Annotated in this window: 20 protein-coding genes, 1 tRNA gene and 1 pseudogene; 12 read left to right on the top strand and 10 right to left on the bottom strand. The window is 62.7% G+C overall.

The genetic code is table 11. The features are described 5' to 3' along the window. Window positions 1-622: 622 nt before the first annotated feature. The 10 genes from VGY55_21480 to VGY55_21435 form a co-directional block, all read right to left on the bottom strand. Window positions 623-2,122, bottom strand: coding sequence for a hypothetical protein (locus VGY55_21480; protein ID HEV2972553.1), 1,500 nt, complete (start codon window positions 2,120-2,122; stop codon window positions 623-625). A gap of 55 nt (window positions 2,123-2,177) precedes the next feature. Continuing rightward, entirely contained in the window at window positions 2,178-2,873 is a 696-nt protein-coding gene (locus tag VGY55_21475; GenBank protein HEV2972552.1) for a carbonic anhydrase, read from the bottom strand. Window positions 2,874-2,884: 11 nt separating this feature from the next. Beyond that, entirely contained in the window at window positions 2,885-5,632 is a 2,748-nt protein-coding gene (locus tag VGY55_21470) for an NF038122 family metalloprotease (GenBank protein HEV2972551.1), read from the bottom strand. Window positions 5,633-5,766: 134 nt separating this feature from the next. Further along, window positions 5,767-5,840 (bottom strand) — tRNA-Val (locus tag VGY55_21465). 57 nt (window positions 5,841-5,897) lie between these two features. Further along, complete coding sequence (locus tag VGY55_21460) at window positions 5,898-6,245, bottom strand: twin-arginine translocase TatA/TatE family subunit (GenBank protein HEV2972550.1); 348 nt, start codon at window positions 6,243-6,245, stop codon at window positions 5,898-5,900. A gap of 62 nt (window positions 6,246-6,307) precedes the next feature. Beyond that, on the bottom strand, window positions 6,308-6,544 hold the full coding sequence (locus VGY55_21455; protein ID HEV2972549.1) for a twin-arginine translocase TatA/TatE family subunit: 237 nt from the start codon (window positions 6,542-6,544) through the stop codon (window positions 6,308-6,310). A 204-nt stretch (window positions 6,545-6,748) separates the two neighbouring features. Beyond that, the gene (locus VGY55_21450) at window positions 6,749-8,860 is read right to left on the bottom strand and encodes a hypothetical protein (protein ID HEV2972548.1); all 2,112 of its coding nucleotides are present in this window, start codon (window positions 8,858-8,860) and stop codon (window positions 6,749-6,751) included. A gap of 17 nt (window positions 8,861-8,877) precedes the next feature. Then, window positions 8,878-9,297, bottom strand: coding sequence for a biopolymer transporter ExbD (locus VGY55_21445; GenBank protein HEV2972547.1), 420 nt, complete (start codon window positions 9,295-9,297; stop codon window positions 8,878-8,880). Window positions 9,298-9,389: 92 nt separating this feature from the next. Further along, a complete protein-coding gene (locus VGY55_21440; GenBank protein HEV2972546.1) occupies window positions 9,390-10,280 on the bottom strand; it encodes a MotA/TolQ/ExbB proton channel family protein in 891 nt (296 codons plus the stop codon). 76 nt (window positions 10,281-10,356) lie between these two features. After that, window positions 10,357-12,675: a tetratricopeptide repeat protein gene (locus tag VGY55_21435; GenBank protein ID HEV2972545.1), complete on the bottom strand. Its 2,319-nt coding sequence runs from the start codon at window positions 12,673-12,675 to the stop codon at window positions 10,357-10,359. A gap of 143 nt (window positions 12,676-12,818) precedes the next feature. Here VGY55_21435 and VGY55_21430 point away from each other — a divergent pair, with 143 nt between their 5' ends. The 12 genes and pseudogenes from VGY55_21430 to VGY55_21375 form a co-directional block, all read left to right on the top strand. Beyond that, entirely contained in the window at window positions 12,819-12,926 is a 108-nt protein-coding gene (locus VGY55_21430) for an antitoxin AF2212-like protein (protein HEV2972544.1), read from the top strand. After that, complete coding sequence (locus tag VGY55_21425) at window positions 12,923-13,108, top strand: hypothetical protein (protein ID HEV2972543.1); 186 nt, start codon at window positions 12,923-12,925, stop codon at window positions 13,106-13,108. The genes VGY55_21430 and VGY55_21425 overlap by 4 nt, the downstream gene beginning before the upstream one ends. Before the next feature lie 98 nt (window positions 13,109-13,206). Next, window positions 13,207-13,503, top strand: a pseudogene (locus VGY55_21420) (PIN domain-containing protein). Between the two features lie 344 nt (window positions 13,504-13,847). Next, window positions 13,848-16,496, top strand: coding sequence for a response regulator (locus tag VGY55_21415; GenBank protein HEV2972542.1), 2,649 nt, complete (start codon window positions 13,848-13,850; stop codon window positions 16,494-16,496). A gap of 7 nt (window positions 16,497-16,503) precedes the next feature. Beyond that, the gene (locus VGY55_21410; GenBank protein ID HEV2972541.1) at window positions 16,504-17,532 is read left to right on the top strand and encodes an HD domain-containing phosphohydrolase; all 1,029 of its coding nucleotides are present in this window, start codon (window positions 16,504-16,506) and stop codon (window positions 17,530-17,532) included. A 101-nt stretch (window positions 17,533-17,633) separates the two neighbouring features. Further along, entirely contained in the window at window positions 17,634-18,425 is a 792-nt protein-coding gene (locus VGY55_21405) for a TlpA disulfide reductase family protein (GenBank protein ID HEV2972540.1), read from the top strand. 127 nt (window positions 18,426-18,552) lie between these two features. Next, window positions 18,553-19,554 carry an ABC transporter ATP-binding protein gene (locus VGY55_21400; GenBank protein HEV2972539.1) on the top strand — a complete coding sequence of 334 codons (1,002 nt, stop codon included), beginning with the start codon at window positions 18,553-18,555 and terminating at the stop codon, window positions 19,552-19,554. Further along, window positions 19,551-20,375 carry an ABC transporter permease subunit gene (locus VGY55_21395; protein ID HEV2972538.1) on the top strand — a complete coding sequence of 275 codons (825 nt, stop codon included), beginning with the start codon at window positions 19,551-19,553 and terminating at the stop codon, window positions 20,373-20,375. The genes VGY55_21400 and VGY55_21395 overlap by 4 nt, the downstream gene beginning before the upstream one ends. Before the next feature lie 52 nt (window positions 20,376-20,427). After that, window positions 20,428-21,177: a sigma factor gene (locus VGY55_21390; protein ID HEV2972537.1), complete on the top strand. Its 750-nt coding sequence runs from the start codon at window positions 20,428-20,430 to the stop codon at window positions 21,175-21,177. Window positions 21,178-21,385: 208 nt separating this feature from the next. Next, a complete protein-coding gene (locus VGY55_21385; protein ID HEV2972536.1) occupies window positions 21,386-22,939 on the top strand; it encodes a protein kinase in 1,554 nt (517 codons plus the stop codon). Window positions 22,940-23,062: 123 nt separating this feature from the next. Continuing rightward, the gene (locus VGY55_21380; protein ID HEV2972535.1) at window positions 23,063-24,343 is read left to right on the top strand and encodes a Gfo/Idh/MocA family oxidoreductase; all 1,281 of its coding nucleotides are present in this window, start codon (window positions 23,063-23,065) and stop codon (window positions 24,341-24,343) included. A gap of 9 nt (window positions 24,344-24,352) precedes the next feature. Beyond that, the coding region (locus VGY55_21375) for a SulP family inorganic anion transporter (protein ID HEV2972534.1) at window positions 24,353-24,942 on the top strand (590 nt) is incomplete at its 3' end.

Raw genomic sequence — 24,942 nt, 5'->3', positions numbered from 1 at the left:
TTGTCTTCCAATGGGCGGACAATGAATGCTCCGGATCACGATGACGAAGAACGATGGTGCGATGAGCAGCGAACGCGAGTTGCCGAGTACCTTCGATCAGAAGGCGTTGAGCATGGACGCATCGGTGAATGGCCCGCTTGGCATGTCCTGCCCTACGTTTCGATCTGGGCCATCGAGAGCCGGGCGAGGCCAGAATGGATCGGTTGGTGGGTGATCTGCGGCGACCTTCCGACCGACTATATCTCGGCCGCGGATATCATAGCTCCCCAGCACCCGCGGCTTGCGCTGCGAGTGATCGCGGAGCGTTGGCTCAAGCAAGTTGAAGCGTGGAACGACGGCCAAGAATTTGAGGGTGTTCGGATCCCTGGACCGCACTCGAACCGCGAACTTGCGCCCCTGCTCAAATCACGGGCCGAACTCCTGGTGCAATGGGCTGACGATGATTCTATTTGGGGGCCTGACTAAAAGGCGCGCGGCGAACGTGATTCATTCCTAGTTCGAGTCGCGGCAGTCAAGAAGAATGATCGACAGACTTCGCAGATGAACACAGATTTGACATTTCTCAATCTATGAAAATCTGCGCAATCTGCGGATGATCCTAGTCGAGAAAACATCTGCTGCATCATTCGGCCGATGTGTCGTTTCGAAAGGCCGGCTTCAACGTCCAGGCTTGCCGCTTGGCCAAGGCCATGACGTTCGGAGCGTGGAAATTCGGCGGGAAGATCACCCATTTCCAGAGACCGGGGTTGTCGTCGGCGACGTACTTCACAGCCGCCAGCCGAGCCGGCTTGATCTCGACCGTGGCCGGGACCGGTTTGCCGTCGGCCATGTTCAAAGCGACCAGGGCCAGTGACCGGAGAAACGCCTCGGCGGGCACGGCGCGACTCCCTAGCCATACGGTTGACGGTATTCGCTCGTGCGCTCGAATTGAATCGGCCGCGTCCGCCGTGGAACGAAGGAATTGCTCACCTTCAACAGTGACGGGCGCGTCGAGCGGCGCTACCGGGCTGCTCGGTCCATAGGGACTGCCAGGATATTGAATCTCGGGATCGTGTCCCGCAGCGCGGGCTGTCACGAACTGGCTCAAGATCGCGAAGACTTCCGCGGCCGATAGCGCGTAGCCTTCGTGCTGCTGGAAACAAGGTTCGTCACCGACCGCGGCGGCCAGCTCTTTTACGTCCGCCGTCTTCCAAGTGCGGTTGATTGCCGCGTCGGCGTAAAGGCGGGCCGCGCCGCTCGCCGTGATGAACTTCACGTCGTCGAAATGCTGCATGAACCGGACGTAGTTCTCGAAGACTTCATAAGAAACTCGCGTTTCCTCGGGAGTCTTGGCCCTCGGCAGCTTCCACTTTTCACGGGGCGGGTTGGCGCCGTTGCGGAAGTTGACGCCGTCCCAAAACTCTTTGTGCACGAACTCGCACGGATGGTAGATGATGCTGATCAGGCCGCCCCCTTCGGCCTGAAGTTGCTTGCGGGCCGCGCTGAAATTGCCCTCGGCCTCCGTCAGGGCGCTCGGGTTGTTGAGATCGGCCCGCGGCATATGCGCGATCTGGTAGATGTTGAGCAGCCCGCAGTAATAGAAGGGCTTGCCATCGAGGCCGACGTGTTGGCCGGCATCGAGATAGACCTTCATCCCCCATTGCCGCATCGCGCCGAGGGCTTGCGGCGCCCACGAGCTGCCGGGCTGGCCATAACAGGTGGGGGGCGCGCCGAAGATTCGCTTGACGTCGTCGAAACCGGGCCGCTCGCGGCGGTCAAACTCCGCCACGCCGTCATCCCAACCGAGCGCGTCGAGATAGACGGCGGGCGTCGGCTGAACGCTGTGGAAGTTCGAGTGATAGCCGATCTCGTGCTTCTTCAGCGCCTCGATCACGTCGCTGCGGCCGCGGCGCTCGAGCGTGCGGGCTTTTTCGCCAACCAGCTTGAATGTGCCGCGGATGTTCACTCGCGTCAGAAAGTCCGCGATATGCAGGGCGGCGTCGTCATCGGCCGGCAATATGTAGTCTTCCGTGTCGAACCACAGGACGACATAAACGTGCGGCGTCGCCGCCCGCGCCGCGACGGGGAGCAGCGAAAGAAAAGCGACCGCGAGGAGCCAGAAATTGCGGGAAACTCGCGACATGGACGCCTCACTAACTGGTCACTGGGACGTTACGAGCCGATCCGATCAGATCGGATCATTTCTTCCCACGCTCAAGCATCTCGACTTTGCCCGTATCGAGGGAGATATAGGCGCCCATGATCTTAAGACGGCCGCTTTTCACCTGCTCGGCGAGGATTGGGCCGGTGGCTTGCAAGTGCGCGGCCACGTCGAGTGCGTTGGCCCGAATCGCGTTGTCGACCGCGTCACCGGGCTTGCCCTTGGTCTCATCGACGGCCGGCTGGATCGCTTTGAGCACGTCGGCGATGTGGCCCGGCTCTTTGGCGCCCGCCACCGCCGCCGACACTGCGCCGCAGCGCTCGTGGCCGAGCACCACTACCAGCGGCGCGCCGAGATGCGCGACGGCGTATTCGATGCTCCCCAGCGCGGCGTTGTCCACCACCTCTCCGGCCGTGCGAACCACGAAGATGTCGCCGATCCCCTGATCGAAGACGATCTCCGGCCCAACCCGCGAATCCGAGCAACTGACGATGATCGCGAAGGGCTTCTGCGAATGCGCGACCTCAGCGCGGCGTTTGACGACTTCCGCGGCCGTTGGCGAGTGCAACTTGCCCTCGACAAAACGGGCGTTCCCCTCCAAGAGCCGCTTGAGCGCTCCTTCAGCATCGATGGTCGATGGCTCGGCGCTCCAGGCCGCGGCGGCGGGGAATAGTGTCACCGCGGCGAGAAGCGCCATGGTGGACCACGTGGATTTCGGTAAATAGCGTGCCATGATGATCTCCATTAAATGGGATTGCGTGATGCGGTGTAGGGAACCCGCCACGGCGGGTTCCCTACACGGCGTACCGCGCGTCGAGCGAGAACGGCCAACGAAATCGCGGCCATCATTATAAGCACGAAGGTCGAAGGCTCGGGGACCGATGACGCGTCTCCGCCGGCGATCGCACTGCCAAGCGCTGAACTAGCAAGACTTGAACCGCTCGTTTCTAAGTCGCCGATCGAGCCGGGCGAGCCAATGCCCGCTTCAAACGGGCTATCCGACGCGAGTGAACCGGCCAAGACCATGCTGCTCGCTTCCGCCGACAACTGGGTTTGGGATTCGCCGAAAGCTGCGTCGAGCGGATTGCCGCTCGAATCTGAAGCGTCGATCGTCACCAGTGCGTGGCTGAAGGACGAGCCGCCGATTACCAGAGCGCTTTGCACGATGTGATTGGCCGTCAGATCGCTCCCGGCGTTGACCTGGGTGACGCCCGCGCCGTCGATGTTGCCGACTTGTTGATGGATGCCGGAGACGAGCAGTCCCGCGGGAGTCGCGCCGCTGTTCATGATGTTCACGCGATGAGTTCCGGACGACAAGGCCGATACCGCGCCGGCCAGTTCCAAGGTCGCGCCAGCGGAGATCGTTGCGGTCGCTCCCGCGGCAATGCTCGCCGCGTCGGCATTAGCGAACCGCAGCGTCCCGCCGTTGACCACCGTATTTCCCGAGTAAACCGGAGCGGCGAGAGTCAATCGTCCCGCGCCGATCTTGGTCAGGCCGCCGGTGCTATTCGGGCTGGTGGCGACAGTCAGCACGGCCGACGAGCCGGTGACCGTGGCGGTGGGCGCCGTGGTGAAGCTGCCCGGGTTGGTCACGACGATCGCCGAGATATGTCCATTGGAATCCAAGGTGGCATACCCCGAGGCGCCGCCGGCGCTGAACGTCACCGCGGGAGGCGAAGCAAATACATTTGTGATGTCGGGAGTCAAAATCGTCACGGCGCTGACGCCGCGGTTGGCGGCGTTGGTCAGATTCTGCGGGATCGTGATACTGTTGCCGTTCGTGTCGATCGTCGCGCCGCCGGCGTAGAGGATGACTTGATTGGCCGGCAATGCGCCCAGGAACGCGCTCGAGTTGGCGGCGGCTTGCAATGCGCCGCCGTTGAAGTTGAGCGTCGTATTCGAGCCGGCGCTCCAACCGGGACTGCTCAAAGTTCCGCCGTTGAGATTGATGGTGGCGGAGGTCGCCGAGGTCGTACCAAAGCCGCCGGCCTGCACGGTGCCGCCGTTGAGGTTCAGCGTGCTTGCCGCGCTCATTGCGAGCAGGCCAGTCGTGGTCCATGACGACGTGGCGCCGTTGATGTTGACGACGCCGGTCGCGCCGGTGTTGGCGCCGATCGAAGCACCGGCAGTCGCCACCGCACCGCCGTTAAGTACATACAGGCTTCCGCTGCCGGTGTCCCCCACATTCAAGTTTCCGCTGTTGGTCCATGTCGAGCCAGAGCCGGTGACTACGATCTTGGCCGGCGAAGATTGAGCGGCATTGCCAATGCTCCCGGCCGCGCCGTTCAGAAGCGAGCCGGATTGAATGCGCAGATCGCCCGAGTCTTTGATTACTACATTCGTCGTGTTGAGCGTCACGGGATTCCCCGTGCTCTCGCCGAGAAACAGGTTCGAGTTGTTCGCGACTTGGAGCGCGTCCGTCACGTAGAGCGGATAGCGAGTCGTGGCGGTTTGTCGGAGCGTGGTCGAACCAGTGCCTGTAGTCGTCAGGTCGAAGTAGGTTGGCGGCGCGGCCTCGAGCGAGATCGTCGAGGTCGAGGATTGATTGATCGCCACGTTGTTGCCGCCGACGGGGCTCGTGAAAATGCCCAGGGCCGTCGTCGCGTGGTAGCCAACCACGTCTAGAGTCGTGACATCGACCGACGTGAAGGGATTCCTCGTAGAGCCGTTAATCGACGCATTCGCGGCATCCGCGCCCTGGCCAGAGGCCCAATCCTGAAGGTCCCCGCCGGCGGCGGGACCGTTGTAGTTTCTTAGGCTCGTCGTACCCGAATCGAGCGAGAAGTAGACATTCGTGTCGGTCGTATTGAGACTTCGCACGCCGGGCGCCGTGTATCGGAAAAGATCGTAGGCGTAGTAAGCGTATTGAGGTGGAGTACCGCCAAGGGACTGATTCAGCCCTGGGATTCGCCCTAGGATTTCGGAGAACTCGTGCTCGGTCACCCCGATGAAATCAAACGTATTGGCAGCAGCGCGGTTGTTCGGATCGAAAGTGAATGGGTTGCCGGTGCCAAACGTGAATGTGCCGTCGTTGGCGGGATCCGAGGCGCCGATCACGCCGAACGCCTTCGCCTGTGCGCGGGCCAGCCAAAATTGGCCGCCACCGGTCGGATCGGCCGAGCCAACGGAGCCACCGCTGCCGACCGCGACGCTGTCGGCGGACGTGGTTGCGGTGGTCACAAGCTTATTGCGGATATCGCTGTAAGTCGTTCCAACGAGACTAAACGAGGATTTGCCAAAAACGCTTGTTCCGTCAACCGCCTTGATCGTGATGTTGACCGTGATCTGATCGGAATAGTAGCTCTGGAACTCCTGGGTAACGTAGTTGACCGCGTTTTGGATCTGGGCGAAGTTGGAAAGGCCCGTGACGCTCGAATCATAGGTCGGCACGATCGTCAGCCCAGCGGCGGCGGCACTGGATCCGCTCGAGAGCCAGGCGAAGAATGCGAGGGCAAGTAAACCGCAGGATGTGCGCCGGTGGGTCGAAGTCATTGCGCCGTCGTTGGGATAATGATGACTCGAGCCCGGGCCGATGGACAGGAAAGAGGACGTGCGGCAGACAACGGAAAACACGACTTTGAAATCGAAACGAGTCGCGTCCCCGTGGCTGGCTCGCATCGGGCGAATGGGCGGCACAGGATTCGAACCTGTGACTTCTACCGTGTGAGGATAGCGCTCTAACCAACTGAGCTAGCCGCCCGATTAGCTGATCTTAATCTCCGGCGATGAGAGCGGCTAGAGCCGGAGGTCCCGTGCGTCACGCCCGCGGCCCTTCAATCGATGGCTCCGCCGGAGGCGGCTCGAACTTTGGGGCGGTTTGCTCGTCGCGGTCGTCGTCATCGCGGTACGAAGAGTACGACGACGATGGCTGTCGATAGCTGCTACTAGAGGTGTCGCGGCTTGAGGTATCGCTGTCGTAGATCGCCGAGTTGAGTTCCGATTGGATGCCGGCCATCCCCTTTTTCAGCTCGGAAAGTGCGCGGCCTGCTTGCCGCGCCACCTGCGGCAAATTCTTGCCGAAGAGTAGCACGGCCACCACGCCAATGACCATCATATCGCTCGGGCCAGGCAAAAATGCAAAGAGCATCGCACCACCGATCAACATCACTCATCCAAGAAAACGAGCCAACACGATCCGCAGGTTACGGCCGAAGCAATGTGACTGAACTAAGCGGGACGTTCTTCGGGCGTCTTCCGGTTGTCGTCGATTTTGCGGCCGGGGTCGTTGGGCCGATGCTCGTCGCGATCTTCTTCGATCCCGGCGACACCCTTCTTGAACTCGGTGACGCCTTGCCCCAGACTCCGCATGACGCTCGGCAGGCGATTGCCGAACAGGAGCAGGACAACAAACAGGAGAATTAGCATGTCCATTCCGCCGGGCAGGAAAGCAAACAAGGCAGGCATGGGGAGTCTCTAAAAAACGTTCCGCGGTGGGTGTGGAGAAAGGCGCAAAGTGCCTAAAGGCAACAGCCTTGCATGGCCGGATCGCCACAGCAACGCCCGGCACCATGCAATTGTACCAGTGCCGATAGGGTTGTCAAACTGTCGGCCAAGTCGGCCGCGAGAATTCGGACCGACGCATCCCATGCGCCAGCCATGACTTGCGGGTCACGGGGCGTCTTGGGGCTTTGCCGCGCCGTTGGGTTCGGCGTTGTAAAGCGGCAGGAAGCGGTAGTAGACCTCCAGACAGAGGGCCGACATCGCGGTGCTGTAAATCCGGCCGCCGTAGCCGCCCCAGATGCATTTGGGATCCCAGCTTCCGGCCGAATCTCCTTCCGTCACCTGCTGGCCGACGAGCGCCGCTTGCAGCGACTCGTTCCAGCGCTGCCAACGGTCGCCTTGCAATTGATACATCCCAAGCGTGCCGTAATACCAATAATAGAGATTGACGTGGTCGCGGCTCGGCAGTTCTCCCAGCAGATAATCTCCCGCCTCACCGGCGGCCGGATTGTCGCGCGACATGCCGAGAAACTGCCGGCAGACGAGCGCCTCGGCCGTCATCGCGTGGCTGGGCATTTCGTTCGGGCGATAGCTCCCCAGCCCGCCGCTGGTGCCCGAGGCGACGCTCTTCAAGAACCGCACCACGCCGGCACGCGTGGTCTCCGGCATCGGAATCCCGGCCAACTCGGCGCTCTTGAGCGACATTAACTGCCAGCCGAGTTGGCTCGTATCCCCGGTCTCATGCGGTTGATAGCGCCAGCCGCCGGTGACCGGGTGCTGAGCGGCGAGCGTGTAGCCGATCGCGGCGCGGAGGGGCGGTTCGAGCCGGCGATCGTGAGTCATGGCGTAGGACTCGCTCAACGCGAAGCTGGCGATGCCGTGAGAATACATGAAGGCAAACTTTTCGGCTTGCCCGCCAAGATTGCCGTCCGTCCCTTGCACGCTGATCAGATAGTTCAGCCCGCGGCGGACGTTGTCGGCGTACGGCCCTTCGAGGTGCGTGTTTCCGCTGCCGAGCAAGGCTAATAGCGCCAGGCCGGTCATCGCGGTGTGGGCCCGGGCGCCGGCGCCCTGGCGATCTTGCCCGAGGACGCGGTCTTCGCGGCCAGCGCCGTATTTGTCGGCGTCCCAATGGCCGTCAGTGCTTTGGTGAGTGGCCAGCCATTTAAGAGCGGCTTGCACGGCGGCCTCAGTTTCCGGCGAGCCGCCATGACGAAGCACGATGCCCGTCCGATCGCTGGCCGTTCGATCGCGATAAACCTTCGGTTCGGTCGCCGCGCCGGTTGCGGAGTTGCCCGAGGATGCTCCTGCGGTGCCGGGAACTGGCACCATGACGAGCCGGCTTTCGCCGGGACCCGTTGGACCGTGATTCTCGGATGCCGCATTGCCGCCGGCCTTGGCGTTTCCGGGTGTTGCATCCATGCCGGCTTTGTTGTCGGCGGCGGAATCGATCGATGCCGGCGCGACCGGAGTGGGGCCGACCGCCTTGTCGGTTCCGCTGGACGATAGCTGCGCGGCGGTTTTGACGCCGATCAGCTCGGGCGGCGTAGACAGCGCATCCGGGCTGGGGACGAGCGTCTTCGGTTTGTCGACCGAGGCGACAAGCGAACCGTCGGGATCGCTTGCCGCTGCCGCATGATCGTTCGGCGAGATCGGCTGGCGGTCTGGCCCGGCAGCATCGGGCTTCGTGGCAGCCGCCGGCTGCGGAGCGCGAGGAGTTGGAACCTCGATCTCCGCGGCCGGTTCCAGATGCGAGGCCGTCGCGGCTGCGCCCGGATCGGCGGTTGGCTTGACCAGCGAGGCCAACATGGCCGGCGATGGATCGAGCAACGGCTTGGCCGCCAACGGATCGCGAACTAGCGCGGGCTGCGGCGGCGCGGTGGCGGCCAGCGGCTCGGGATGATCGAGGTGCATCACGTCGGGGATCGTTGCGGCGCCGGCAACCAATTTGTCCCAGGCGTTTTGCGCTTTCGCGCCGGCTGTGCTCTCTGCCGCATCGCCGCTATCGTTGACCAAGACCATGCTCACCGGTCCGTGGTCAGCAAGTCCTTCGGGCGAGCCGGCGGTGACGATTTGCACCGTGGTGGCGTAGGCGGCCAAGAGCAGATGAGCCAGAAGCGACATCGCGGCGCATTTGTGCAGCGGGTGCGATTGGCCCCAACTCGTGCGCGTCAGCACGATCAGTCCGACGATCAGCGCCGCCAGCCCCAGCCAAAGGATCGTCCACGGCAATTGCGGACCGCCGAAGAGATGCCGAAGCTGATCCCAAAACGATCCCATGCGCTACCTCTTCCGCGCTATCTTTTCGCAGTGTCGAGCTTGACCGAAATCGCCAGCTCGGCGACGCCCGCCCGCTGGCAAGCGTTGTAGACCTCGGTCATGCGGCCATGGGTGGCGAGTTTGTCGCCGCGGATCAGCACCGTCAACTTCTTGTATTGGGCGTGGGCCGCGGCGAGCAATTTCGTCAGCTCGTCGAGGCTCACCGGCTTCGTCCCGAGCGAGACATGGCCGTCCTGATAGACGTTGACCACCTTCGGCTCGGGAGCGGTCGTGAGCGCACCTTGATTGCTGACGACCGGCACCTTGAGATCGAGCTTCCGCTCGTCCTCGCGAAACTTCGTGGCCACCATGAAGAAGATGGTGAGCACCAAGATGACATCGATCATCGACGTCACATTGAGCACCGGATCTTCGTCAGCGTGAGTCTTGAGCGGCATGACTTCTAAGTACGAAGTACAAAGTACGAAGTATGAAAGGCTAATCACCGAAGTTTAGCCGCGACCCGCCAGGGGAGCGCGGCGGCCCGCGCTCACGCGGCCGGCTTCCTCGCGCGGGCCGGTTTGGATTGATTCGCCTCGTTTATTGCTTCGGCGGAGATCGTGCTCAGCACGTCTTGGCCGAGTGAATCAATGCGCACGGTGAGCCGATCCACCACGCTCACAAACCACCAGTACAAAACTTGTGCCGGCACGGCGACCATCAACCCCATCGCAGTACACAACAGTGCCTCGCTAATCCCCTTGGCTAATAGCTCCGGTCGGCCCATGGCATCGGAACTGGCGATGTCGTTGAAGGCCCGGATCATTCCGCAGACGGTGCCGAGCAGGCCCAGCATCGGGGCGACCGTGGCGATCCCGTTGAACACGCGAAGATAGCTCCGCAACTCGTGGACCACGCGCTCGCCCGAGTCGATGATCGCTTGCTCGATTTCGACCGCCGGGCGGCCCCACTTCTTGACCGCCGCTCCGAAAACGCGCGCGATCGGGCTGCCGTTCTCTTCGCACACCAACACCGCTTGCTCGCGATCGAGTTGATTGTCTCCAAGCTGGTGGAGGAATCGCTTCACGAACGGTCGCGGGACGACTCGCCCACGGCGCAGGCTGATCGACCGCTCGAAGACGAACACCAACAGGATAAAGGAGCATGCGCCGAGCGGGAGCATCACCAGGCCCCCTTCGCGCAAGATGCCGAGCAGGCTCTTGGTCGGGATCGCGGCCTCGTCCGGAGCTTTGGCGGAGGCGGCGCTGGCCGCGTCGTCCGACGGCGAGGCTTGAACAGCCGCTCCATCGTTGGCCGGTTTAGCCGTCGATTCCGCCGGAGCGGACCGCGCGAGCAGCAGGCAAGCGATGGCCGCTAGCATCACCAGGCTGAACCCGGCGAGCAGGCTGCGCACGGTGGAAACATTCAACGACATTCTCATGCGTGCATCCTTGCGTGATGAGAAGACGATTGGGTCGAGTTTGTCGATTACATAGACGCGAGGATTCCGCTTCGACTTAATTGGCTTGTTTTCGCGCGGCGGTGGCCGTCCGAGACTCCACTTCATGCAGGCGGCGCGTCGCCTCATCAGTAAACTCGGTATTGGAATAGACTTTAATGAGTCGGGCGTACAATTCGGCGGCATCTTTCCAACGGTCAAGCGATTCCTGGCATTTGCCGGCCTGCAAAAGGGCCGCCGCTTGCCACCGCGGATAGGGATAGAGAATCTCGACTCGCAAATACTCCCGCAGCGCGGCCTCGTAGTTTTCTTGATGGAAATACGATTCGCCGATCATCCATTGGGCCATCGCGGCGGTTTCGGTCTTGCCGCCGCCGGCCGAGCGGACCACTCGCTGATAGCGTTTGCGTGCCCCGTCGAAATCGGCCTGCGCCGCCAGCGCCCGGCCCAGCAGATAATCGGCCTCGTATTGCTCGCTGAAATCGGGGTAGTCGATTTCGATCCGCACGGCGATCGCTTGGGCGTCGGCCCATTGCTTTTGCTGGGCCAGCACCTGCGCTCGCCGCAGCGGGACCATCGCCAGCCAATTGTCCTTGCGGCCCGCGATTTGGTCGCTCAACGCGGCGAACCGCTTGCCGGCCTCGTCGAACTGACCCCGCCGATAGGCCGCCTCGGCGATCCAATACTCGGCCGGCAGCCGCAACGAGGAATCGGGGAAGTCGCGCGCCAACTGCCCCATGATCGCGGCGACGCGGTCCCATTTCTGATCGGCGGCGGCGGATTGCCCTTGGAGATAGAGCGCGTGCTGTCGAATGTCGGCAGGAGGCTTGGCGGCCGTCAACTCGTCGAGCAAGCGCTCGGCGCGGTCCGATTGCTTCGCCGCCAGGGCGCTTTCGGCCAGCCGGAACGTCGCGTCGTTCCAGAACCGGCTCGGGCGGAAATTGTCATGCAGCTTCTGGAATTGCTCGTCGGCTTCCGAGCGCTTTCCGGAATCGCGCAGCGACCACGCTAAACCGTAGCGCGCGGCGTCGATTTGCGCCGAATCGGCACGCTCGCGGATGAATCGCTGATACAACTCGATCGCTTGAGCGTCCTGATGAAGCTGGCTATGCAGCCGCGCGGCGGCCAGTGCGGCATCTTCGAATCGCTTGCTCGAGGCGTGCTTCTCGACGATCAACCGATACGAATCGAGCGCGGCGTCGAACCGTTTCAGCCGCTCGAGTACTTGGCCGCGGGCCCAGGCTGCTTCGGCGGCGGACGGACCATCCGGGAACTGATCCAAGAGCCGATCGAATGTGGCGGCCGCCTTGTCGTTTTCTCCGGCTTGAAGCTGGCACCAGCCCAGCCCGCTCAATCCTTGCACCGCAAATTCGGGCGGAACTCCGTCGGCCGCGAGCGCGGCGAACAACTCGCCGGCCCAGTGTGAATCGCCGGCCGCCAGCGCCGCCTCGGCCAATTGTTGCGTCGTGGCGAGCGATAATTCGCTCGGCCCTTTGTCGCGCGGCGGTCGCGACTGCTTTGCACTGAAGCGCGCGAAGGCATCGCGGGCATCTTCGAGCCGCTTCGTGCGAGCATAGCAAACAGCCAACTGAGCCAGCGCCCGGTCGGCGAACTCTCCGCTCGGTTGCGATTTGAGGTAGGCCTCGAGCGCTTTGGCGGCCGGGGTAAACTTGTCGGCCGCGATCAGAGACGACGCTCGGGCGAGCTGCATCATCGCCAGCCGCGATCTGGCCTGCTCGGCAAAGCCCCCGTCGTGACCGGCCACCAACTCGCCGTACATTTTTTCGGCCGCAGATTGGTCTCCTTTCAGTTCCGCGGCCCGGGCCAGGCCGAAGCGGATTTCGTCGCGCGGCGCGGCCGTTGGGAAACGCTCCAGCGCCTCGCCCAGCAGCGATTCCGCTCGCTTCGCGTCCTTGTCGGCCAGCGCGATTTCGCCAAGGTACATCAGCACGTAGGCGTTTAGCTTGTCGTCGGGATACTTATCGCGGAAGTCATCGAGCGACCGCCGGGCCGCCTCGCGCTGGCCAGCCATGAACGCGGATTCGCCCGCGCGGAATAGCGATTGCGGGACGTAGGTGCTCTGGGGATCGCGAGCAAGAAACCGATTGAACTCCGCGGCCGCCTCCTCGTACTTGCCGAGCTGCACGAGCGCTTCACCGAGAAAAAAGAGCGACTTCACGCTCTTTGGGTGCTCCGGATGATCTTTTATTAGCGACCGAAACTCCTCGACGGCCAACTCCCAGCGCTGCGCCGCATAATGCCCCGCCGCGACGGCGTATTGGTCGTCCGCTTCATCGGCGCGCGCGCGTTGCGCAAAAACGAGGGCGACGAACAGCGGAATTGCGATCCGAGCGCAGTGGGTGAATCGACGGGTCATGGCCGATAGCAATGAGGCGGTGAAAGACCAAACGGGGCCACATAGTACCGTTGTGCCGGAAAAATCGGCAAGATGAATCGACCGGCTGACGTGCTAGCAAGTATAATCAGGGTGCGGACGGCTAAAACTCTTGAGGCGTTACCATGTCTATCGAAGTCGAAGCGGTTTACGAGAGCGGAATGCTTATACTCGACCGACTGTTGCCGCTGGGACAGCACCAACGAGTCAAGGTGGTCGTGCAGAAGAAATGAGCGTCAGCGCCCGCGCCGCCAAGGGCGACAACTGGTGGCAGATACTTCAAGAGGTTCTAGCCGATCAACAGAAACGTGGTTTCGTCGGGACTGTCATGGAAGTTGACCGAAGCGATCATGGCTATGAGGAACGGGCGCTCGAGATCCGCAAGAATACAATCCACGGCAACATGGGCGGGTAATGCTGATCTACCTGGATTGGGTCATCGTGATCTACACGATTGAAGGAGCCCCGGCATTTTAGGCCCGTGCGGTCACTCGTCTCGCCGCCGCCAATGCCGCCGGCGACCGCCTTGCGACGAGTGATCTTACTCGCTTGGAATGCCTCGTTCAGCCGTTTCGCAACAATGACATCGTCTTGCAGGCAGATTATTCGAAGTTCTTGAGCACGACCGCCGTTCTGGCGATCTCGTCCGCCGTCTGCGACAGGGCAGCTCGAATTCGAGCCGATCACAACTATCGAGTCACCGACTCGCTGCACCTGGCGGTGGCAATCGTCGGCAGTTGCGACCGTTTTCTCACCAATGATGCCCGCTTGGCTGGATTTCCCGACATCGCCGTCGAAATCCTCCCTTGAACGGAAGCAAATACCGCCGTTTCTCGATTGAGGTCCAAGCTGTCGGACCGCGGGTTTTCTGGCACCCATGATTTCGAAATTGGGCGCCGCCGATTTCTGCTAACCGCGACGGAATGATAAGCTATGGTAGTTCTGGCTGAAGGTTCGCACTTGGAACCTGCGGCCTGGGGCACGTTTCGCAGCCCGCGCAAACCGCGCCGGATTGCGAAGTTGCCGCTCCATCAGACCTTTCGGGCGGAAAACGGCGCGATGAGCGCCGTTCCAAGGTCGCGCTCCATTGTGATTTGATTGCTCGCACCCGAGGCGAGCGGGACCGTCCCGCGCGCCGCAGCAAGAGAGCCGCGATGACCGATCCGTCCGAGCCACTCGATTTCAATTCCCCGCCGAGCGGTCCGCTCGCCAGCGATGCGCATGCAGCCGATTTGCGGCTGATCCAGCGCTGCCGCTTGCTCAGCGAGCAGGTGGCGATCCTCCGCGATCAGATCGAAGCCCAATCGCGGGCCGTGGAAGCCGCCCGGCTGACCGAGATCAAGTACCGCAGCATTTTCGAAAACGCCGTCGAAGGAATCTTTCAAACTTCCCCCGGCGGGCAGTATCTCAGCGTGAATCCGGCGTTGGCGCGGATTTACGGCTTCGATTCTGTTCCCGATTTGATGTCGGGCATCTGCGACATTAGCCGGCAGCTTTATGTCGATCCGAACCGCCGCCAGGAATTCATCGACATCATGGCCGAGCGCGGCACGGTCGAGGGATTCGAATCGGAAATCTATCGCCGCGATCGCTCGATCATTTGGATTTCGGAATGCGCCCGAGCCGTGCGCGACGAGTCGGGTGAGCTGCTCTATTATGAGGGCACGGTCGAAGACATTAACAAGCGCAAGGAAGCGGAAGAACTGGAGCGGCAAAAAGAGGCCGCCGAGTTGGCCAGCCGCGCCAAGAGCGAGTTCTTGGCCAATATGAGCCACGAGATTCGCACGCCTCTCAACGGCGTGATCGGAATGCTCGAATTGCTGTCGGGGACCAGCCTCGACGCGCGGCAGCAGCGCTATGCCCGCATCGCACGCAGCTCGGCCGATTCGCTCTTGAGCCTGATCAACGACATTCTCGATTTCTCGAAAATCGAGGCGGGCAAACTGGAATTGGACCACACCGATTTCGATCTTCACCAGTTGGTCGAAGACATGTCGGAGATGTTCGCCCAACGGGCCGAGGATAAGCGGCTCGAATTGGCCTGCCACGTTCGGCACGATGTTCCCGCCGCTGTTCGCGGCGATCCCGACCGGCTGCGGCAGGTGCTGGTCAACCTGACGAACAACGCGATCAAATTCACCGAGCGCGGCGAGGTCGTGATTCGCGTGTCGCTCGAGGCCGAGACGCCCGGCGACGCCGTCGTGCGGATCGAAGTGAGCGACACGGGGATCGGTATTCCGCCGGATCGGATGAACCGGCTGTTCAAGACGTTCTCGCAAGTCGACGCCTCGACGACGCGGCGTTATGGCGGCACCGGGCTGGGCTTGGCCGTCTGCAAGCAGCTTGTGGAACTGCAAGGGGGCGCGATCGGTGTCGAGAGCGAGCCGGGCCGCGGCTCGACCTTCTTCTTCACGATCCGCTTGGAAAAACAGCCGGCCGCCGATCGCATGACCAAACTCCCCGTAGAGCTGACGGGGTTGCGCGTGCTAGCCGTGGACGACAATGCCACCAATCTGGAAATCCTCGAAGCCCAACTGGCCGCCTGGAAGTTCGATTACGCCACGTCGAAGAATGGCCCCGAGGCGCTTCGCAAGCTCGAAGAGGCGGCCACGGCCGGCATGCCCTTCCGACTCGCGATTCTCGATATGCAGATGCCTGAGATGGACGGGCTGCAATTGGCCGCGGCGATCAAGGGCCGCCCGGCGATCGCCGACGTGCTGCTGATCATGCTCACCTCAATCGGCGAGTCGATCGCGGCCGAGCGAATGAACGAATGCGGCTTGGCAGCCCATTTGACCAAGCCCGCGCGGCAATCGCGGCTCTTCGACGCGATCATCGCGGCGGCAGCCAATCCGCGCGGTTTTCGCGACGTTGATTCGGGACTCGCCCGATCCACTTCGAACCTCGACTCCATTCCCGCCGGCTCGCGGCGAATTCTGCTGGCGGAGGACAACGAGGTCAACCAACTCGTCGCCTCCGAGATTCTGGCTCAAGCCGGCTTTGTCTGCGATGTGGTCGATAACGGTCTGGCCGCGACGGAAGCTGTCGCCCGCGGCCATTACGATTTGGTGCTGATGGACTGCCAGATGCCGCAGATGGACGGCTTCGAGGCCTCGCGGGCGATCCGCGAGCGTCAGCGGCAGCTTGGCGACGGTGCCGCACGGCTGCCGATCGTCGCGCTCACGGCCAATGCCATCAAAGGAGATCGCGAGCTTTGTCTCGAAGCGGGAATGGACGGTTACGTGACCAAGCCGATCGATCCAATCCGGCTGATTGAAACCATCCAAGCCCTGTTGGCGAGCGCCGATGAATCGCGGCCGACGAGCGAGCGAGTGCCAGCGACCTGTGCGCCGGATAAGCCGGCGCGTGTGGAATCATGCGACGAGGCGATCAACAACGAATTCGATGCGACAGCGGAACCGATCGATTTGGCCGGTTTGCTCGTTCGCTGCCAAGGCAAACGTGATCTGTGCGCCCGCGTGCTGGCGAAGTTCGCCGGCCGCGCCGGCGAATGGTGTGAGCGAATCGTCACGGCAGTCGCGGATGGCGATTGCGAGCGACTGGCTGGCGCCGCTCATGCGCTCAAAGGAGCAGCTTCCAACTTGTCGGCCGAGCGCCTGCGCCACGCCGCGGCGCAAATCGAGCGGTCAGCTCACGAAAAGTGTCTGCCGCCGGATTCAGTACTCGATCGGTTGAATGCGGAGTTAAAGGCGATTGTAGCGGCGATTCCGCCGTTGATCGAAACCGTGTCGTCCGACCAGACCGATTGCAACGAACCCGCCGCCGCGGTTTCCGGGAGTTGATGTCGTCATGCGGATCCTAACGGTTGACGACGACGACATCGCCCTGGAGCTGCTCGGCGACGCGCTGCGCTCGGCTGGCCACGAGGTCGAATCGGCCGGCGACGGGCGCCAAGCGCTCGACGTGCTGCGCCGCACCGGCTGCCGCCTCGTCATCTCGGATTGGGACATGCCGGAGATGACTGGGGTCGAACTATGCCAGCGGATTCGCGCCCTTGATAGCCGCGGATACGTTTACGTCATCCTGCTCACGAGCCACGAAAGCCCGCAGAAGGTTGCGGAAGGGATGTCGGCCGGCGCTGACGACTACATCTCGAAGCCGTTCCATCCCCCCGAGCTGCTGGCCCGCGTGCAAGCGGGCGAGCGCATCTTGTCGCTGGAAACTCGCGATCTGGCGATCTTCGCGCTGGCCAAGCTGGCCGAGTCGCGCGATCCAGACACCGGCGCGCATTTGGAACGGGTCCGCTCGTATTCGCGCGCTTTGGCCCGGCAACTTGCTCGGCAACCGAAGCATGAATGCGAGGTGGACGAGAACTTCATCCACTTGATCTATCTGACCAGCCCTCTGCACGACATCGGCAAGGTGGGAGTGCCCGACCACGTGCTGCTCAAACCGGGGCGGCTGACGGCCGAAGAGTTTGAGATCATGAAGACGCACACGCGGCTGGGGGCCGACACGCTCGAAGCGGCCGTGCGCGAGTATCCGAGCGCGAAGTTCCTGCAAATGGCCCGCAATATCGCGGCCTCGCACCATGAATGGTTCGACGGCGCCGGCTATCCCCGCAAGCTGAAGGGAATTGAGATTCCACTTTGTGGCAGAATCGTGGCCTTGGCCGACGTTTACGACGCGTTGACCTCCAAGCGAGTTTACAAAGAGGCTTACTCGCACGAAGCCGCCCGCGAAATCATCATCAACGAGTCGGGCACGCATTTCGACCCCGACGTTGTGGCCGCGTTCTTGGACTGCCAAGAGCAGTTCATCTCAATCCGCGGCACGTTCGCCGACGAAGCCGCAGCGGCGCTTCAAACGGCCATTTAACCGCTCAAATCTGTAACACTTCACTCGGCGTTGCGCTTAGCAGAAGACTGGGCAACTGGGCCCGCAGTCTGATTCTGTCAACTTTACCGCGGAGAAGTGTCATGGAACGGCTCAGTTTTCGACGTGGATTCCGTTATCTGGCGGCCTTTAGCGCCCTGGCGATTCTTGCGCTCATGGCGCGAGCGGCTGCATCGGCCGAGACCGGCTCGAAGGTGAGCCCCGCTGAAGCAGCCCAACTCTGGCAAGCTGCCAAGGCCAATCTGGTCCAGGCACCTGACGACGAGCAAGCGCTGCGGCAAGCGGCCGCGGCGGCGCAACAGCTCGAACGCCAACCGGCGACCGCGAAGCTGGCAATCCGCGCCTATCGCGATTTGAGCGCCATTCTCGGCACGAGCAAAGATCAGCGGATCGCCGCCGGCGCAGCCAAATTCGCCGGCATCGCCCGCCGGCTCGGAATGCTCGGCCATCGGATGAAGATCTTCGGCTCGCTTCCCGACGGCGCGCCGCTCGACGCGTCACCGCTGGCGGGCAAAGTCGTGCTCGTGGATTTCTGGGCCACATGGTGCGGGCCGTGCCGCCGCGAGCTGCCCAACGTGAAACGCAACTACGAAAAGTTTCACAACCGCGGATTTGAAGTCGTCGGCGTGAGCCTCGATACGGATGCTGACGCGCTTCGCGAGTTTCTGGCCAAGGAACAGATTAAGTGGCCAGTGATGATGGGCAACGACGAAACCGGCGCCGGCTGGGACAGCCCGCTGGCGGTGTATTACGGTGTGACCAGCGTTCCCACCGCGATCCTGATCGATCAAAGCGGCAATGTCGTGTCGCTCAACGCCCGCGGTCCCGAATTGACTCGCAGACTGGAGCAATTGCTTGGCTCCGCCGGCGGATAATGCGTTGGTCAATTGCCCTTGGCAAACTCCGATCAGGCTAAAACAATACGATATACGCCGTCTCGCGAGATGAATCCGTAAAAATCGGGCGGTCGCTTAGAGTCGCTTTCCATCTCATCCGACCGCCATGATCGTTCGCACCGCGTCGCTCACCAAACGCTATGGCCGGGTCACGGCGCTGGATCGGTGTGATTTGCAGGTGCGGCGCGGCGAAGTGCTGGGGCTGCTCGGTCCCAATGGCTCAGGGAAGACTACGCTCTTGCGGCTGCTGTTGGGCTATCTGCGGCCCACCGCCGGCGAGGCCGCGATCGACGGGCTGGATTGCTATCGCCGATCGCTCGAAGTGCGTCGCCGCGTCGCGTATCTGCCCGGTGAGATGCAGATGTTTCCCGAGATGAACTGCCGCGAGGTGCTGCGGTTCTTCGCCGACGTGCGCCGCCAACCGACCTATGGCCAAGCCGAGAACCGCCGGGGACTGTCCCCTTTTTCGCGGCCACCGTCCGAAGGCAGGTCGGCGGAGAAAAAGGGGACTGTCCCCCTCTCCGCAGGCGGTTCTCGGCTTGGCTCTTACGAGCGCTCGCTCAAGCTGGCCGAGCGGCTGGAGCTTGATCTATCGCGGCGCGTGTCGCAACTTTCGACCGGCATGAAACGGAAGCTCGCATTGGCCGGCACTCTGGCGGCCGACACGCCGCTGGTGATCCTCGACGAGCCGACCTCGAACCTCGACGTGACCGTGCGCGGGGAGGTGATTGCGCTCGTCACTGAAGCTCGCGATGCCGGGCGGACGGTGATCTTCTCGTCGCACGTGATTTCCGAGGTCGAGCAATCATGCGATCGCGTGGTTCTGCTGCGAAAGGGACGCTTGGTTTTTGAGCAGGTGGTGGCCGAGCTGCGGCGGCAGCATCGGATTCGGGCGATGCTCAGCGGCCCGTTTCCCGTCCCTCCGCCGGAGTTAGCTCAGCAACTCAAGATCGCGCACGGACCTCACAATCAAGTCACGATCGAGACGCCGGGAGAACTCGCGCCGCTCTTAGGCTGGCTGGCGACGCTGCCGCTGGCTGAGGTGCATATCGAGCCGGTGGGGCTGCAAGTCATCTACGACCGTTATCATGCGGTGTCCGCGTCATGAATCGCGCCTTGTGGAAAAAAGCATTGGGCGAAGTGCGGGTGGCGCTCCCCTGCTTTCTGGTATTGATGTTCGGGTTTCAGGTGCTCTTCGTTTGGGTCACCAGCCAACTCGATCTGCAACTTTTCGAGCATTTTCTGCGAAACATGCCCGACTATTGGAAGCGGCTTTTGCCCGTCTCGGTCGACAGCATGGCCACGTATTCGGGGCGGATCGCCATCGGCTACGACCATCCGCTCGTGGCGTTCGGCATGGCATTCTGGGCCATCGCCCGCGGATCGGATGCGGTGAGCGGGCCGCTGAATCGAGGCACGCTCGAGATGGTGCTGGCCCAGCCAGTCCGCCGCGTCGAGGTGCTGGCGAGCAACGCCGTGATCGCCACGGTCGGGGCGGCCCTGATGGCAGCGGCCTGCTGGCTGGGCACATGCACCGGCCTGGCGCTGATCCCCAAGTTGCACGACGTGCCGGCAATGCCGTATGGCTACTGCGCGCTCAATCTTTTTGCCTACGCGTTCTTTCTGGCGGGGTTCACCACCTTGCTCTCGTCGGCCGACCGCTATCGGGGGCGAACGATTGGATTGGCCGCCGGGTTCTACGTCGTGTCGCTCGTGCTGAAAGTCGTCGGCCGGATGGCCGACGGCTATCCGGGGCTGCTCTATGGCTCGTTTCTTACGGCTTATGAGCCGCAACGATTTGTCGATCCGCAATACGACGCCACGACAATTGCCATGAGCTACAATCTGCCCCTGCTACTGATCGGCATGGTCTGCTACATCGTCGCGGCCGCGATCTTCTCCCGCCGCGACCTACCGGCGCCGCTGTAGACCCTCGACATTTTGCGTGCGACACAATTGCGCGGCGACTACAATTGACGCCATGAGCGCACCCGACGAACGAACTCCTGCAACCTTTGCCGCCGACGAATTTCGGACGACGCATTGGAGCCTTGTGCTCGATGCGGGGAATCGCGCGAGTCGGGAGGCGGGAGCGGCGCTGGCTGAGTTGTGTGGGCGGTATTGGTATCCGCTTTATGCCTACGTGCGGCGCCGCGTCAAGGACGTGGGCGAGGCCCAAGATTTGACGCAGGAATTCTTCGCGCGGCTTTTGGAAAAGAATGTGCTGGCCGCCGCGTCGCAAGAGCGCGGCCGTTTTCGCAGCTTCTTGCTCTCGGCGATGAAGAACTTTCTGGCCAACGAGTGGGACAAGGCCAAGACGCAGAAACGCGGCGGCGGTCGACAGCTCTTGCCGTTCGCGCTCGACACGGCCGAATCGCGGCTGAACCTTGAACCGGCCCACGATCTGACTCCAGAAAAACTCTACGACCGGCAATGGGCGATGACGCTGCTGGAGCTGGTCGTCGAGCGTTTGAAGACGGAGCTTGCCGCCGAAGGCAAATCGCGGCAGTTCAACTTGCTCAAGCAGGCGCTCGCAGGGGGTCGCGGCGCGATTGACTATACCGCAGTGGCGGGCGAGCTTGATATCTCGGAAGAGGCCGTCCGCCAAACGGCCCATCGCCTCCGGCGGCGATATCGGGAACTGCTCCGCGAGGAGCTGGCCCAAACGGTCGCCGACCCCGCGGACGTGGACGACGAAATCCGCAGCCTATTTACGACGCTGGGATCGTAACAACTTAAGTCAGTTCCCCTCACCTCGCCCTCTCCCAGAGGGAGAGGGAGCCATTTTCTCCGAAATCGTGGTCACAACGGGCACGCATTGCTTTAGAAGAGTGTAGGGACATTGCCCGAAAGCGACGACTTCCCTCAGCCGGAACGCTGCGGAGGGTGCTCCCTGCACGGATGTGTAGAGACGCTGCCCGCAAGCAAGGACTTCCTTCATGCCCGATATTCTGAAATGCCCAGGTTGCGGTGTCGAGATTCCGGCCGGTTCGCCGGCCGGACTTTGCCCGCAGTGCTTGCTCAAGGCGGGGTTGGGGAGCCAGTCGGGGATCGATCCGAAGACGCGGCCGACCGAGCCGCCGCGATCGTCGTTCGGGGATTTCGTGCCGCCGACGCCCGAGCAGCTTTCGGCCCGCTTTCCGCTGCTCGATTTCCTCGAGCTGCTCGGCAAGGGTGGGATGGGGGCGGTGTACAAGGCGCGGCAACGCGGGCTGAATCGCATCGTGGCCGTCAAGATTCTTCCGCCGGAGGTCGGGCGCGACCCAGCCTTCGCCGACCGGTTCACGCGCGAAGCCCATGCGCTGGCCCACCTCAATCATCCGAACATCGTCACGGTCTACGATTTCGGCCAGGTGGATGGGCTTTACTACCTGGTGATGGAATTCGTCGACGGCGTCAACCTTCGGCAGGCGATCCAATCCCACCTTTCGTCGAAAGAGACTTTGGCAATCGTCCCGCAAATCTGCGACGCCTTGCAATTCGCCCACGACGAGGGAGTCGTCCATCGCGACATCAAGCCCGAGAACATCCTGATCGACAAGCGCGGCCGAGTGAAAATCGCCGACTTCGGGCTGGCCAAATTACTTCGGCAGGAGCAAGCGGTGCAGGCGCTCACCGCCACGAATCAGGTGATGGGGACTCTCCGCTACATGGCCCCCGAGCAGATGGAAGGGGCGCACGATGTGGACCATCGGGCCGACATCTATTCCCTGGGGGTGGTGTTCTACGAGCTGCTCACCGGCCATCTTCCGATGGGGCGATTCGAACCGCCGTCGAAGAGCGTGCATGTCGACGTGCGGCTCGACGAGGTCGTGCTCCGAGCGCTCGAGCGCGAACCGCAGCGGCGCTATCAGAACGCCAGCGAAGTCCGAATCGACTTGGATAAGATCTCCGGCGTCGCGCCGTTGGCGATTCAGCGCGCGTTCGGCAAAGAGTTTCGCTCGAAGGCCACGTTGTTCGGGCTGCCGCTGGTCCACGTCGCGTACGGCCTCGACCCGGCGACGGGCCGGAATCGAGTTGCCAAAGGGATCTTCGCGTTCGGCAACATGGCGGTCGGGGTGTTTGCCTTTGGCGGATTGGCTGTCGGCGGAGTGGCGTTTGGCGGGATGTCGCTTGGATTGTTGACGCTCGGCGGCGTCACCGTGGGGCTGTTGGGGGCGTTCGGCGGCTTGGCGCTGGGGGGCTTCGCCTGGGGCGGCCTCGGAGTCGGGATCGTGGCGATGGGGGGCCTGGCGTGCGGCTACTATGCGTTCGGCGGGACGGCCTTTGGCGTTCACGCGATGGGAGGCAATGGACAAGACCCAGCGGCTAAAAGCTTTTTCGAGCCCTGGGCCTACCACTGGCCGTATTGGATGACGGCGATGAGCATTATCGTCACGCTGGTTTATCTGTTGCTGTTCCTTGTCGTGTGGCTCATTATGCGGCGCGAGGAAGGCAAGCGCCGTCGGCTCGCGGCAAACACCGCGGATTCTTCGGTGCGAAGCCGATTGTGAGCCGAGCCGCCGCCGCTTATAGTGCCGGTATTCTAGTAGGTTCAGCGGGTGCCACTGCTGGCTTTGTCCAGCAGTGGCACCCAGGCACTGAACCGACGATTGACGAAATACCGGGGATTCACCATGGCGGCTGCACTGTGTCGTCGCGATTTTTTGCAATCTTCGGTGGCGGCCGCGGCCGTCGGCGCGGCGACCGCTAGTGCGCTGGCCCGGGGAGCGACGTCGGCAAACGATAAGCTCGCGATCGGCGTGATGGGCCTGGGGCGCGGCAGCGCGCTGGCGACCGCCGTCGCCGCGCTTCCGGATGCCGAGGTGACCTATCTCTGCGATGTCGATAGCCGCGCGCTCGCGCGCGGCCTGGACCTCATCGGCGGCAAACAGCCGCGCAAGCCGCTAGGCGTCGGCGATTTTCGCAAGATTCTCGACGATCCGGCCGTCGATGCGCTGGTGATCGCCGCCCCAGATCATTGGCACGCGCCGGCGGCGATTCTCGCCTGCGCGGCCGGCAAACATGTGTATGTCGAAAAGCCGTGCTGCCAAAATCCGCACGAAGGAGAGCTGGCGATCGCGGCGGCGCGGAAGCACGACCGCGTCGTTCAGGTCGGCACGCAGCGGCGGAGCTGGCCCGGCATCATCGAGGCGATCGACAAAGTTCGCAGCGGTGCGATCGGCCGCGTGCTGTACTCTCGCGGCTGGTATGCCAACCATCGACCGTCGATCGGCAAAGGGAAGCTCGCGCCGATCCCCGATTGGCTCGACTACAGCCTGTGGCAAGGCCCCGCTCCCGAGCGCCCGTTCAAAGATAATTATCTGCACTATAACTGGCACGGATTCTGGCATTGGGGGACCGGCGAACTGGGCAACAACGGCGTACACGCGCTGGACGTTTGCCGTTGGGGCCTCGGCGTCGATTATCCGCGGCGCGTCGTGAGCGGCGGCGGCAAATACCGCTATGACGACGACCAGGAAACTCCCGACACGCACACGGTCACATTCGACTTCGGCGGCAAGTCGATTCTTTGGGAGGGACTGAGCTGGTCGCCGCGCGGCATGGAAGGCGAGACGTTCGGGGCCACGTTCCACGGCGAGCGCGGAACGATGGTGATCAACAGCGGTGGTTACGCCGCTTACGACCTAATGAATAAGGAAATCGGCAAGGGGACCGGCCCCGCTGGCGATCAAGTCCACATGGCCGACTTTGTGGCGAGCGTTCGCGCCGGACGCCGTCCGCATGCCGACATCGAGGAAGGGCACAAATCGTCGCTCCTCTGCCATCTCGGCAATATTGCCTACCGTGTCGGCCGCGCTCTTGACTGCGATCCGCAGACCGGGCACATTCTGCACGACGACGATGCGATGCGACTGTGGGCTCGCGAGTATCGTCCGGGCTGGGAACCGAAGTAGCCGATTGCGATGGCCTTGACGTTGGAATCCACTCCCGAGCGTCCTGAACGGGTCGCCGCGCGCCGCGGCTACGGTTGGAGCGGCGTGCGACATGACGCGATCGCCGGGCTGACCGTGGCCGCGATCGCCACCCCGCAAGCGATGGCCTACGCCCTGATCGCCGGCGTCGAGCCGCGCTATGGGCTCTACGCGGCCATCGTGGTGACGGCGGTCGGTTCGGTCTTCGGCTCATCGTCGTTTCTGATCAACGGCCCGACGAACGCCATTTCGCTGGTCGTGTTCAGCGCGCTGGCGTTTCTCAGCTCGTCGGTGCATCCCGATCCGACAAAAGTCGCCGAGGCGATGTTCCTGTTGGCCGTCATGGTCGGCGGGATTCAAATCGCGATCGCGCTCTTCAAGCTCGGCGACCTGACACGCTATATCTCCGAGTCGGTCGTGCTGGGGTTCATGGCGGGCGCCGGCGTGCTCATCGCGATCAGCCAGGTGGGCAACTTGTTCGGCCTCGTCGATCAAGGCAACGGCCATCAGCACATTCTCTATCGCCTCTCGCAGACGATCGACCACGGCGGCGCAATCAATCCGCGAGCGCTGGGGATCGG

The sequence above is a fragment of the Pirellulales bacterium genome (genome assembly GCA_035939775.1).
Taxonomy (GTDB): domain Bacteria; phylum Planctomycetota; class Planctomycetia; order Pirellulales; family DATAWG01; genus DASZFO01.
This window is presented reverse-complemented; position numbering and strand designations above follow the sequence as displayed.

Coding starts and splice junctions, on each gene's coding strand:
- VGY55_21400 (HEV2972539.1), top strand. CDS start 18,553: ATGATCGTTCGCACCGCGTCGCTCACCAAACGCTATGGCCGGGTCACG.
- VGY55_21470 (HEV2972551.1), bottom strand. CDS start 5,632: ATGACTTCGACCCACCGGCGCACATCCTGCGGTTTACTTGCCCTCGCA.
- VGY55_21430 (HEV2972544.1), top strand. CDS start 12,819: ATGTCTATCGAAGTCGAAGCGGTTTACGAGAGCGGAATGCTTATACTC.
- VGY55_21460 (HEV2972550.1), bottom strand. CDS start 6,245: ATGTTGATCGGTGGTGCGATGCTCTTTGCATTTTTGCCTGGCCCGAGC.
- VGY55_21425 (HEV2972543.1), top strand. CDS start 12,923: ATGAGCGTCAGCGCCCGCGCCGCCAAGGGCGACAACTGGTGGCAGATA.
- VGY55_21385 (HEV2972536.1), top strand. CDS start 21,386: ATGCCCGATATTCTGAAATGCCCAGGTTGCGGTGTCGAGATTCCGGCC.
- VGY55_21410 (HEV2972541.1), top strand. CDS start 16,504: ATGCGGATCCTAACGGTTGACGACGACGACATCGCCCTGGAGCTGCTC.
- VGY55_21475 (HEV2972552.1), bottom strand. CDS start 2,873: ATGGCACGCTATTTACCGAAATCCACGTGGTCCACCATGGCGCTTCTC.
- VGY55_21380 (HEV2972535.1), top strand. CDS start 23,063: ATGGCGGCTGCACTGTGTCGTCGCGATTTTTTGCAATCTTCGGTGGCG.
- VGY55_21395 (HEV2972538.1), top strand. CDS start 19,551: ATGAATCGCGCCTTGTGGAAAAAAGCATTGGGCGAAGTGCGGGTGGCG.
- VGY55_21445 (HEV2972547.1), bottom strand. CDS start 9,297: ATGCCGCTCAAGACTCACGCTGACGAAGATCCGGTGCTCAATGTGACG.
- VGY55_21435 (HEV2972545.1), bottom strand. CDS start 12,675: ATGACCCGTCGATTCACCCACTGCGCTCGGATCGCAATTCCGCTGTTC.
- VGY55_21440 (HEV2972546.1), bottom strand. CDS start 10,280: ATGAGAATGTCGTTGAATGTTTCCACCGTGCGCAGCCTGCTCGCCGGG.
- VGY55_21415 (HEV2972542.1), top strand. CDS start 13,848: ATGACCGATCCGTCCGAGCCACTCGATTTCAATTCCCCGCCGAGCGGT.
- VGY55_21455 (HEV2972549.1), bottom strand. CDS start 6,544: ATGCCTGCCTTGTTTGCTTTCCTGCCCGGCGGAATGGACATGCTAATT.
- VGY55_21405 (HEV2972540.1), top strand. CDS start 17,634: ATGGAACGGCTCAGTTTTCGACGTGGATTCCGTTATCTGGCGGCCTTT.
- VGY55_21450 (HEV2972548.1), bottom strand. CDS start 8,860: ATGGGATCGTTTTGGGATCAGCTTCGGCATCTCTTCGGCGGTCCGCAA.
- VGY55_21480 (HEV2972553.1), bottom strand. CDS start 2,122: ATGTCGCGAGTTTCCCGCAATTTCTGGCTCCTCGCGGTCGCTTTTCTT.
- VGY55_21390 (HEV2972537.1), top strand. CDS start 20,428: ATGAGCGCACCCGACGAACGAACTCCTGCAACCTTTGCCGCCGACGAA.